Source organism: Parabacteroides sp. CH2-D42-20, from assembly GCF_003670185.1.
GTDB classification, from domain to species: domain Bacteria; phylum Bacteroidota; class Bacteroidia; order Bacteroidales; family Tannerellaceae; genus Parabacteroides; species Parabacteroides distasonis.
In genome coordinates this window covers 1-10885 of sequence record NZ_RAYG01000055.1, presented here as the reverse complement: position 1 = coordinate 10885, position 10885 = coordinate 1, and the positions used below count along the sequence as shown (strand labels likewise).

Annotated in this window: 11 protein-coding genes and 1 pseudogene; 6 read left to right on the top strand and 6 right to left on the bottom strand. The window is 51.7% G+C overall.

Annotated elements, in window-relative coordinates; all coding sequences use genetic code 11:
• The 6 genes and pseudogenes from D7V92_RS21210 to D7V92_RS21185 form a co-directional block, all read right to left on the bottom strand.
• A partial coding sequence (locus D7V92_RS21210; protein WP_370036683.1) for a DUF3875 domain-containing protein occupies positions 1-548 on the bottom strand: 548 nt, incomplete at its 3' end.
• Positions 473-697: pseudogene (locus D7V92_RS21205) on the bottom strand (DUF4133 domain-containing protein); the annotation flags it as partial. The gene D7V92_RS21210 and the pseudogene D7V92_RS21205, both read right to left, overlap by 76 nt.
• A 10-nt stretch (positions 698-707) precedes the next feature.
• A complete protein-coding gene (locus D7V92_RS21200) occupies positions 708-1004 on the bottom strand; it encodes a DUF4134 domain-containing protein (RefSeq protein WP_121773726.1) in 297 nt (98 codons plus the stop codon).
• A gap of 164 nt (positions 1005-1168) precedes the next feature.
• Complete coding sequence (locus D7V92_RS21195) at positions 1169-1798, bottom strand: hypothetical protein (RefSeq protein ID WP_121773725.1); 630 nt, start codon at positions 1796-1798, stop codon at positions 1169-1171.
• A gap of 2 nt (positions 1799-1800) precedes the next feature.
• On the bottom strand, positions 1801-2229 hold the full coding sequence (locus D7V92_RS21190; RefSeq protein ID WP_121773724.1) for a DUF3408 domain-containing protein: 429 nt from the start codon (positions 2227-2229) through the stop codon (positions 1801-1803).
• Between the two features lies 1 nt (position 2230).
• The gene (locus tag D7V92_RS21185) at positions 2231-3013 is read right to left on the bottom strand and encodes a ParA family protein (protein WP_121773723.1); all 783 of its coding nucleotides are present in this window, start codon (positions 3011-3013) and stop codon (positions 2231-2233) included.
• A 549-nt stretch (positions 3014-3562) separates the two neighbouring features.
• On the opposite strand from D7V92_RS21185, the gene mobA reads away from it, so the two are divergent.
• From mobA to D7V92_RS21145, 6 genes are all read left to right on the top strand, one after another.
• A complete protein-coding gene (mobA, locus tag D7V92_RS21175) occupies positions 3563-3985 on the top strand; it encodes a conjugal transfer protein MobA (RefSeq protein WP_121737541.1) in 423 nt (140 codons plus the stop codon).
• Complete coding sequence (gene mobB / locus D7V92_RS21170; RefSeq protein ID WP_121773722.1) at positions 3970-5241, top strand: conjugal transfer protein MobB; 1272 nt, start codon at positions 3970-3972, stop codon at positions 5239-5241. The genes mobA and mobB overlap by 16 nt, the downstream gene beginning before the upstream one ends.
• A 19-nt stretch (positions 5242-5260) precedes the next feature.
• Positions 5261-7270: a conjugal transfer protein MobC gene (gene mobC / locus D7V92_RS21165; protein WP_121773721.1), complete on the top strand. Its 2010-nt coding sequence runs from the start codon at positions 5261-5263 to the stop codon at positions 7268-7270.
• A gap of 58 nt (positions 7271-7328) precedes the next feature.
• Positions 7329-8660: an RNA-binding domain-containing protein gene (locus tag D7V92_RS21160; protein ID WP_121737268.1), complete on the top strand. Its 1332-nt coding sequence runs from the start codon at positions 7329-7331 to the stop codon at positions 8658-8660.
• 290 nt (positions 8661-8950) lie between these two features.
• A complete protein-coding gene (locus tag D7V92_RS21150; protein ID WP_121737270.1) occupies positions 8951-10255 on the top strand; it encodes a DUF3945 domain-containing protein in 1305 nt (434 codons plus the stop codon).
• A gap of 25 nt (positions 10256-10280) precedes the next feature.
• The coding region (locus D7V92_RS21145; protein ID WP_233572888.1) for a toprim domain-containing protein at positions 10281-10885 on the top strand (605 nt) is incomplete at its 3' end.

The window sequence follows — 10885 nt, the reverse complement described above, 5'->3', positions numbered from 1 at the left end:
CTCTCCCTTGTCGTCTTTGTCAGGAACAGGTAGCAGTAATGGTTCAGGAACGGGCGTTCATTGAAATGCCGTTCAAAACTCCGGGACAGGAAACTAAGCTCGTCCCTTTCCGTGTCGGGCTGGTAGTTCTCCTTGATGAAGAAGTCCTGCTTGTGTACTATGGAGTAGTCGGGCAGCACCTTGATTGCCTTGTACCACGCCGAATGTATGGCTTCGTACTCGGCACTGGTGACGGTGAACAGTTCGGGCAGTTCCACCCTGAAAGCCACCGTTATGTCCGCATCCTTTGAGATGATGCAGCCGTTCTCCACCGCCAAAAGTGGAAATTTCCTTTCCAGTGTGGTAGCCTTTAATGTATTCCTCATGTTCTTTCTTCCTTTCTTCTTTTGTAGTTGAACAGCCGGGGTATCGCCTTTCGGCTGATAATGAAGCGTGGGTGTCTTTTGCGTGCGGCTGCTTTCATCAGCCCGTGCGTGCCGTACCGTGCGTTGAGCCGGAACGTCTGCCACACGAGCAGCAGCGAAGCCGACACGATGAAACCGATACATATCCACTGGTTCACGCCTGCCATGAACAGGACGATGAACACCACGAAGACGGCGAGCAAGCCGCCGCAAAAGATAAAGAGGTACTGGCTTTTCAGCCCCTTGAACTCCACCGGCTTCCCGATACCCCTGTTTACCGGATATTCAGACATTGCCGCTTTTTTAGAGGAAGAACGAACGCAGGATAGTGGCGGCGACAATCAGGAAGATGCACGCCCCGAACCAACTGGCGGCGGTCTTTGAGGTGTCGGGGTCGCCGCTCGAAAACTTGTTATATACTTTTATCCCGCCAATCAAGCCGCAGACCGCCCCGATTGCGTACACCAGTTTTGTTCCGGGGTCGAAATACCCTGTGATTAGGTTCGTGGCTTCGGTGATGCCCGCCTGCCCGTTGCCCTGTGCGTAGGCACTTACCGCAGCGGCAAGTATAGCCGCCGACAAAAAGATTCTCTTTCTCATTGTGATTTGTTTTTAATGCCGGGCGGCGGGTGGGAAGTCCGCCTTTCCCGGCTGGTGAATAATTTGAAATTTTAGTGGTCGGGGATAGTCCCGTTTGTCTGTTTGGTTTTCAGGTTGCCAATCAACCGTAATCACGTTGCTTCATATTGTTACACATTATTATATTATAGGAAATCGTTCATGTCGAACGCTTCGTGTTCCTTGCTTGTACCGCCAGCTTCGGCAGGGACGGCAGCCGTAGCCAGTTCCGCTTCGTTGCGTCCCAGCAGTTCCGCCACCTTTGCCAGCCCGCCGTTGATGTTCTCCACCACCGCATCGTAGAGGTTCGTCCCCTCAATGCTTGCCAGCGTCCCGGCGGCTTGCCGTTTCTCCGTTTCGGTGGGGTTGTCGGCGTTCGCCGTGCGTACCGCTTCGCCCAGTTCGTCAAAGCTCACGCCCGTAGCCCGCCCGGTATCATCGTCACCGTCCATGTACCCGGCTATTTCCTCGTCCTCGTAGTCGGGTTCGTCATTCTCGTAACCGGGCGTTTCTTCCGGCTGTCCGTCAGCTTGCGGCGCAAAAATAGTATCATTTTCAACCGCTTGCGGGAGGTGTCCCGATTTGTCCTGCGCTGTCCCGATTAGTCCGCCCTTGTATCGGCTTTCACCTATCAGCGTGTAGCCTGAAACCCCGTTTCGTGGAAGCGGTGCATCATCCGTTCTGCCCGGTGATGTCCGGCTGTCCGTGTAGCGATACCACAGCCATAGGGCGATATAGTACACCAAAAGCCCGGTAAGTATGCAATAGATTACCATAGTCAGACAGGCTTTTGGAAGTGGCTTTCGTACAGGGTGTTTATCTCGTCTTGGTACTGCTCGAAGTGGCGCAGCAGAATGTTTTCCACGTAGCTGCTTACCGTCACCTTGCGACCGCCTATCACCGTCACGATACGCATCAGCTTCTCGTGCGTGGTGCGGCTTACATACAAGGGCTGTCGGTCTGCCAGTTCTACTTTCTGAAAGTAGGTTTCCCGGTAGTCACCCGAACCGCCCTTGCGCTTGCGGGGTGTCGGTTTCTCTACTTGCACCGTTTCAGTCTGCCGTCCCTCGTGGGCGGTTTCCGTTTCGCCGCCGGGCTGCGGTGCATCATCCGGCTGGCTCTCCCGCTTGGCGGGTACGCCCTGCGAGATAAGTTCTTTCATGAAATCCTCGTCTATCTTCGGCATCCCGCCGCTTTGCTTTGCCATATCATTGTAATTTGATGTAGTACACTATTTCGGTTATCAGTTCTTCCAAGTTGCTTCCCCTCACCAGCGGGCGGCTGGCGGGAAAGAGCGTGGAGCGGAACACCGCCTTTCTATCCGCCACCAGTTCCTTTTTGTAGCGTTTGGTATCGGGGATAAAGGTTTTCATCAGCGGCAGTTCCAGTTCCTTAATGGTTTTGTCATAGGCGGTGTAAAGGTCTGTTTTCTCCCGCCCGTCCACCATGTTCCAAAAGAGGTACAGCTCGGCAAGTCGGCAGGCTTCATTCCTCACCAATAGCTTTTGGATAGCCATTGCGAACGACAGGCTGCTTTCCAACACTACCTTGTCGGCTGAAATCGGGGTGAAAATATAATCCATGCCCGCAAGAGAGTTTATCACGCCCTCGCTGTTCACCGTGCCGGGCAGGTCGAAAAAGACAATATCCGGCACGTGTCCGGCGGCTATATATTCGTCAGCCGTTGCAATCGCCTTCTCGGGCGAACTGCACAGTACCGGGTAGGCTTTCTTCCCCAGCCGGGTAAACTGTTCATACGCCATTCGCTTGTAATCTTCATCCGCCCCGACCTGCTCGGCATCCCGCTTTCGCATCCCGGCAATGGAGTGTTGCGGGTAGTCGCAATCGACCACCGCCACATCGTAGCCTTTGAGATAGTAGAGGTAACTCGCCGCCAGCACGGTAAAGGTTGTTTTGCCGACCCCGCCCTTTTGGGTGGAAAAGGCGACATAAAGGGGTGTTTTCTCGTTTTCCATATTGCTTTCGTTCATTATTGGTTGATTTATTTATTGCTTTCAATCATTCATTCTTTCCATGTTGCAATCTTGAAATATTGAAAGACTGTTTTATTTCAATCTTGCTTTCCTGCTTTCATTCTTTCTTGAAATATTGAAATCCTGCAATCATGCTTTCTTGAAATCATGCTTTCAATCATTCTTTCCTGATTGGAATATTTCTTTCAATCTTGAAATCCGATGCAAAAAAAGGGAGAAAAAACGTCCCCTGAAAACCTTGTCCCGATTTGTCCTGTGCTGTCCCGATTTGTCCACCAACTGCCTATTTTACAGCATTATAAATCGCCGTTACTTTGCAGCGGAGTAACGAACCGCCGGGGGCGCAGGTGTAAAACCGGGCTGGTGAACGGCAGGGTTTACCGCTTCACGCTAACCCCAATCCGTCCGTGACGGATTTCGATTTTCGTCAGAAAATAGCAAGGTGTGTTTTGTATGCTACAAAACCGTTTTCCGTGCCTGAAAACGCCTTGCCCCTTGCGGGGGTAAAAATCACTCCGAAGTCGTAATTTTTTAATCCAAAGAAGTATGGAAACAAGAAGAACCAACAAGGGCGGTCGCCCCGCCCTCGCAGACCCGGCGAAGCATCGCCATGTCCTTTACCTGAACGACCGGGAGAACGCACGCTTCCTCTCGCAGTGGGAGCAGTCGGGTGTCACGAGCAAGTCCCGTTTCATCGCCGCCCGGCTGTTCGGCGAGCCGTTCCGGGTGGTGAAAGTGGACAAATCGGCAGTAGAATATTGCGCCCGGCTGACCGAATTTTATGCCCAGTTCCGGGCGGTAGCGGTCAATTACAATCAAGTTGTAAAGGCGTTGCACAGCAATTTTTCGGAGAAAAAGGCACTGGCTTTTCTCTATAAACTGGAGAAAGCGACCACCGAACTGGCGGCACTGAACCGCCAAGTTATTACATTAACCAATGAATGCAAGGAACTATGGTTGCCAAAATAAGCACGGGCGGCAATATGTTCGGCGCACTGGCTTATAACCAAAACAAGGTGGATAGTGAAGAAGCAAAGGTGCTTTTCTCCAACCGGATGCTGTTAAGCGAGGACGGGAATTTCTCTATCGGCGAGTGTATGCGCAGCTTTGAAATGCAGATGCCCGTCCAGCTATCCACCAAGAAGCCGATACTTCATATTTCCATAAACCCGCACCCGGAAGACGTGCTGACAGACCAGCAGCTTTCCGACATTGCCAAAGAGTATATGCGGAAGTTGGGCTATGGCGACCAGCCTTATTTGGTGTACAAGCATACCGACATCGACCGCCACCATATCCATATCGTGGGGTTGCGGGTGGACGAGAACGGCAAGCCGCTGAATGACAGGTTCGAGCATCGGCGCAGCAAGCAAATCACCCGTGAACTGGAAAAGAAATACGGGCTGCACCCGGCAGAGCGAAAGGAACGTGCCGAACGTCCGGAACTTAAAAAGGTGGACTATGCAGCCGGGGACGTGAAGCACCAAATCGGCAATACCGTGAAAGCGGCTTGCTACGGCTACCGCTTCCAGTCGTTCGGGGAGTACAAGGCTTTGCTTGCCGCTTACAACGTGTGCGCCGAGGAAGTCAAGGGTGAAGTGAACGGCAAGCCCTATCAGGGCATTGTCTATTCCGCCATGAACGACAAGGGAGAAAAGGCGGGCAACCCGGTAAAGGCTTCCCGCATCGGCAAGTCGGTGGGTTATGAAGCGGTGCAGCGCAGAATGGAGAAATCGGGCGAAGCAATCAGGAACGGGAAACTGAAAGAGCGCACCCGGAAGATTGTAGCCACTGCCATGCAGACCACCCGCAGCCGCAAGGAACTGGAACAACAGCTAAAGAAGCAGGGCATTGACGTGGTATTCCGTCAGAATGACAGCGGGCGCATCTATGGCGTTACGTTCATCGACCACGACAGCCGGGTGGTGCTGAACGGTTCACGCTTGGGCAAGGAGTATTCGGCGAACGTGTTCAACGAACGTTTTTCGGGCGAAACCGGAAAGATGCACCAGCCCGAAGTGTCAGCACCGCAGCAAGACCAGCCCACGCATCAGGAACAGCCGGGCTTCACGCCGAAATCCGACATCATTCCGGGCGTGGCTTCCGTGCTGGGAGCTTTCGGCGGATTGCTGGGCGGCGGTGCATCAGGCGGTGACGAGCCGCAAGACACCGCCCGCCAAAAGAGAAAGAAGAAGAAAAAGAAGCGCACAAGGCGCATCGACTAACTTAAAAAACATTACAATCATGCAACAGGAAGATGATTTGAGAGGGCTTGCACGGGTCATGGACTTTATGCGGGCTATCAGTATTCTATTCGTGGGAATAAACGTGTACTGGTTCTGCTACTCCACCCTGAAAGAATGGGGAGTGACCTTTGAGGTGATAGATAAGATACTGTGGAACTTCCAGCGTACCACCGGGCTGTTCTCGTCCGCCCTTTGGACGAAACTTTTTTCGGTGGTGTTCCTCGCCCTGTCGTGCATCGGCACTAAGGGCGTGAAAGAGGAAAAGATAACGTGGACGAAGATACATTGCAGCCTTGCGGCTGGTGTCGTGTTGTTTTTCCTGAACTGGTGGATGCTGGAACTGCCGTTGCCACATACGGCGGATGCCGTGTTTTATATCGTTACGCTATCGGCGGGCTATATCTGTATGCTCATGGCGGGTACGTGGATGTCCCGGTTGTTGAAAAACAACCTCATGGATGATGTCTTTAATACCGAGAACGAAAGTTTCCAGCAGGAAACAAGGCTTATCGAGAACGAGTATTCCGTAAATCTGCCTACCCGGTTCTACTATAAGAAGAAATGGAATAATGGCTGGATAAATGTCGTGAACCCGTTCCGTGCCAGCCTTGTACTGGGAACACCGGGTAGCGGGAAGTCGTATGCGGTGGTAAACAGTTACATCAAACAGCAAATCGAGAAAGGTTTTGCACTCTATTGTTATGATTACAAGTTTCCTGACCTTTCGGAAATCGCTTACAATCATTTGCTTAACCACTTAGACGGCTACAAGGTAAAGCCTAAGTTTTACGTTATCAACTTTGACGACCCACGCAAGAGCCACCGATGCAACCCGATAAACGCCAGCTTCATGTCGGATATTGCGGATGCCTACGAAGCCAGCTACACGATAATGCTTAACCTCAATCGCTCTTGGATAAGCAAGCAGGGCGATTTCTTCGTGGAAAGCCCGATTATTCTACTTGCAGCCATTATTTGGTACTTGCGTATCTATCAGGGCGGGAAGTATTGCACGTTCCCCCATGCTATTGAACTGTTGAACAAGAAATACGCCGATGTATTCACTATTTTGCGCAGTTATCCCGAACTGGAAAACTACCTTTCCCCGTTCGTGGATGCTTGGGAAAGTTCGGCAGTTGAACAGTTGCAGGGGCAGATAGCCAGTGCGAAAATCCCGCTTTCAAGGATGATTTCACCCGCCCTTTACTGGGTAATGACGGGCGATGATTTTTCACTGGACATCAACAACCCGAAAGAGCCTAAAATACTGGTTGTCGGCAACAATCCTGACCGCCAAAATATCTACTCGGCAGCACTGGGATTATATAACAGTAGAATAGTGAAGCTGATAAACAAGAAAGGTCAGCTTAAAAGTTCGGTGATAATAGATGAATTACCGACCATATATTTTCGGGGGTTGGATAATTTGATTGCCACCGCCCGAAGCAACAAGGTTGCGGTTCTGTTGGGCTTTCAGGATTACAGCCAGCTTACCCGTGATTACGGGGACAAGGAAAGCCGGGTAATCCAAAATACTGTGGGCAACGTGTTCAGCGGTCAGGTGGTCGGTGAAACGGCAAAAATACTGTCGGAGCGTTTCGGAAAGGTGTTGCAGAAACGGCAGAGCATGACAATCAACCAGCGGGAGAAGTCCACCTCGATAAGCACCCAAATGGACAGCCTGATACCCGCCAGCAAAATATCCAACCTCACGCAAGGCATGTTCGTGGGTGCTGTGGCGGACAATTTCGATGAACGGATAGAGCAGAAGATTTTCCACTGTGAAATCGTGGTGGACAATGAAAAGGTGAAGAGGGAAACCGCCCGTTACGTGAAGCTGCCGCAGATAATCGACTTCGCCGACAAGGACAGCAACGACCGGATGCAGGAGGAGATACAAGCCAATTATGACCGCATCCGTCAGGAAGTCCGGCAGATTGTCGAGGACGAGATAACCCGGATTAAGAACGACCCGGAGCTATGCCACCTTATAAAAGAGGAAGAATAACCGATATTCTTTCCTGACAGACAGTATTTTTACTAATTTTGCAGACAAAGAAATGATTATGAACGAAAACCAAAATACGGAATGGAAAGAAAGCTGGCGTGACGAGTATCTGAAATGGATATGCGGCTTTGCCAACGCCACAGGCGGCAAGATATATATAGGTATGAATGACAACGGCAAAGTAGTCGGCGTTGCCGATGCCGACAAACTGCTGGAGGACATACCGAACAAAGTGCGTGACGTGCTGGGTATCATCGTGGACGTGAACCTGTTGGAAGAAAACGGGCTGAAATATATCGAGATTGACGTGCCGCCTTATTCCAATCCTATCAATTACAAAGGTCAGTACCACTATCGCAGCGGCAGCACGAAACAGGAGTTGAAAGGTGCGGCGTTGAACCGTTTTATCCTGCAACGTACTGGCAGGCATTGGGACGAGTTTCCCATAGAGTGGGCAGGCATAGAGGAACTTTCCACCAGCGCATTAGACCGTTTTCGCAAGGAAGCGGCGAGAAGCGGTCGTGTGGACGAAGATGTGTTGAAAGATACTACCGAAAATTTGCTGCACGATTTGCGGCTGATTGACACCCAAACCAACCGCCCGACCCGTGCCGCCTTGCTGTTGTTCCACCCCGACCCGGAACGGTTTGTAACCGGGGCTTATATCAAGATAGGTTTCTTCCGGGATGATAAGGGTAACTTGGAGTTTCAGGACGAGGTTCACGGCTCTTTAATGGAGCAGGTGGATAAGGCAATGGATTTGATAAAGACCAAATACCTGACTTACCGCATTTCATACGAGGGCATTTCCCGGCGTGAAACACCGCAGTTCCCGGTGGAAGCTATTAGGGAATCACTGATGAATTGTGTGGCACATAAAGACTATGCCAGTGCCGTACCCATTCAGATTAGCGTGTTTCCCGACCATATCACCTTTTGGAACGCCGGGCAGTTGCCGGAAAGCTGGACGACCGAAAAACTTTTTGAAAGCCACCCGTCCTCTCCCTATAACCCGCTAATCGCCAACGCCTTTTTCAGAAGTGGGGATATTGAAAGCTGGGGACGTGGCTACAAGCGCATCTTGGAAGCTGTCAGCGCATACAAGTTGTTGCCGCCCAAACTTGAAATGTTAAGCGGTCTGATGATTACCTATTATACCGATATACGTTCGCAGCTATTGGCGCAGCGAGTGGATGAAAGGTTTATACCCATTATTGAGTATGCCGCCCAAAATGGGAGTATAAATAATTCAGATGTGCAGAATTTGTTAAATACCAGTAAAACTACTGCTTATCGAATTTTGTCGCAACTGGATAACTGGCTGGAAATACAAGGAACAACAGGAAAAGGCACTCATTATACACTTAAAGGGTTCACAAAGGGTTCATAATTGAATGTTTTTGCTTTTATAAAATGCAGAACTTCCTGTTTAACAAGTATTTGAAAAACCATTAAAAGGGTTCACAAAGGGTTCATCGAAAGAGAGTGAAATCATTCACTCTCTTTTTTTATGCCCTTTTCAATTCCGCAACCAATGGTTGCGGAATTTCATCCCACCCGGACAAATCGGGACACCGCAGGACAAATTCGGACAGCCCTTGCCGCCCTTCCAAATATAGCATATTTAGTCGCTACCTTTGGGCGGGACTATTCCCGTAACCACTAAAATTCCAATTATTTATGGCAAACAGAATGACCCCGCCCGCAGAGGGGCAGGAAAAAGACGTGCTGCTGGTCTTGGATAAACAGCAGGGCAAGGTGAGTGCCGTTAAGGGTATCGACAAGGAGGGTAATTTGCAGACCGTGCCGCCGAAACACGGCGGCGAGTTCATGCAGGTGGACAAGAACAGCGATGTGTTCAGCAATTTCATTTCCAATTTCTTCCGCAAGTTCCAGGACACTTCCGGGCTGGAACTGTTCAGTGTCAAGGCTTCCGAAGCGGAGCAGAACGCAAAGGCAATCGAGGACAACCACCGCAACCCGACACCGGAGGGTGACAAGCGGGCTGAAATGCTTCGAGTTCCGAAGCCCGACTTCCACGAGTTCAAGCAGGGCTACCGCTTCGACCCGGCAAAAATCGACTGGGAGAACCTGAAAAAAGTCGGCATCACCGCCGACACCCTGAAAAACACGAGGGACTTCGACCGGGTGATGCGTGGCTACAAGTCCCGCAACACCTACACCGTTTCGGGAACGGTGGGCGGCTTCTACCTCAAACCTACCGATGTCAAGCTGTCTTTCTATCAGGCTAAGGACGGCACGGTAGTACCCAAGCTGCACGGCGTGCAGCAGGACGAGAAACTGTTGCAACGCCCGTTCCATGAACACGGGTTCACCAAGCAGGAACAGGGCAACTTGCAAGGCACTGGCAACTTGGGCGGCATCGCTGAAATCAAAGACCCGAAAAGCGGCGAGCAAATCCCCGTGTTCGTCAGCCGGGACAGGTACACGCACGAACTGGAGTATATGCGGGCTGACAAGTGGAAATGCCCCGACACCATTTGCGGCGTGAAAGTCAGCCCGGAGCAGAAAGCCGCCTTTGAAGCCGGGCAAGCGGTGAAAATGGAAAACCTGCAATTCAGGGACGGCACGAAGCGCAGTGCCTATTTGCAGGTCAGCGCGGTGGAGCGTGGCTTGGAGTTCCTGCCGAGGTCTGCCGTCCAGTTCTTGCAGCAGGGACAGCAGCCCGCAGAGCAGCAGGTAGCCGGGTTAAAGGACGGCAAGGGCGTTGAGTTCAACGGTCATGTGCAGCCCGGCGCACAGGGCAAATCTCCCGACAAGGTGCAGCCGAAAGACGTTACCCCCGCCACCGAGAGCCGGACGCAGGTAGCGGTCAATTCGGAGGGCAAGACCAACGAAGCCACCAAACAGGGCAAAGAGCCGCTGAAACAGGGTCAGGACAAACCCACCGCCAAGCAGAAAGAGAAGCAGGACAAGAGCCTGAAAGCGGACAAAACCAAGAAGTCCAGAGGAATGAAAATGTAGTACCCACCTTAAAAAGTAAAGAATTATGATTGCATTGATAGCAGAGAAGCCCAGCATGGCAAAGGACATCGCCCGCATCGTCGGTGCGACCCAGCGTAATGACGGTTATCTTTCCGGCAACGGGTATATGGTGACATGGGCGTTCGGCCACTTAATCCAGCTTGCCATGCCGGAAGCCTACGGCGTGGCGAACTTCCGCCGGGAGAGCCTGCCCATACTGCCGCCCGATTTCCAGCTAATCCCCCGTCAGGTGAAAGCGGAGAAAGGCTACAAGGCAGACCCCGGCGTTCTGAAACAGTTGAAAGTGATAAAGGAAGTGTTCGACCAGTGCGACAAGATTATTGTCGCCACCGATGCCGGGCGTGAGGGCGAATTGATACACCGTTACATCTATAACTATTTGGGCTGTACCAAGCCCTTTGTGCGCCTGTGGATAAGCAGCCTTACCGACAAGGCAATCCGTGAGGGGCTGGAAAACCTGCAACCGGGAGAGCGTTACGATAACCTCTACCTCTCTGCCAAGTCCCGCAGCGAAGCGGACTGGCTGATAGGAATAAACGCCACCCAAGCGTTGAGCGTAGCCGCCGGGCAGGGGGTGTTCTCGCTGGGCAGGGTGCAGACACCCACGCT

Excerpts from the sequence above, each read along its gene's own strand:
- D7V92_RS21200 (WP_121773726.1), bottom strand. The coding sequence starts at position 1,004 with ATGAGAAAGAGAATCTTTTTGTCGGCGGCTATACTTGCCGCTGCGGTA.
- D7V92_RS21195 (WP_121773725.1), bottom strand. The coding sequence starts at position 1,798 with ATGGTAATCTATTGCATACTTACCGGGCTTTTGGTGTACTATATCGCC.
- D7V92_RS21190 (WP_121773724.1), bottom strand. The coding sequence starts at position 2,229 with ATGGCAAAGCAAAGCGGCGGGATGCCGAAGATAGACGAGGATTTCATG.
- D7V92_RS21185 (WP_121773723.1), bottom strand. The coding sequence starts at position 3,013 with ATGAACGAAAGCAATATGGAAAACGAGAAAACACCCCTTTATGTCGCC.
- mobA (WP_121737541.1), top strand. The coding sequence starts at position 3,563 with ATGGAAACAAGAAGAACCAACAAGGGCGGTCGCCCCGCCCTCGCAGAC.
- mobB (WP_121773722.1), top strand. The coding sequence starts at position 3,970 with ATGGTTGCCAAAATAAGCACGGGCGGCAATATGTTCGGCGCACTGGCT.
- mobC (WP_121773721.1), top strand. The coding sequence starts at position 5,261 with ATGCAACAGGAAGATGATTTGAGAGGGCTTGCACGGGTCATGGACTTT.
- D7V92_RS21160 (WP_121737268.1), top strand. The coding sequence starts at position 7,329 with ATGAACGAAAACCAAAATACGGAATGGAAAGAAAGCTGGCGTGACGAG.
- D7V92_RS21150 (WP_121737270.1), top strand. The coding sequence starts at position 8,951 with ATGGCAAACAGAATGACCCCGCCCGCAGAGGGGCAGGAAAAAGACGTG.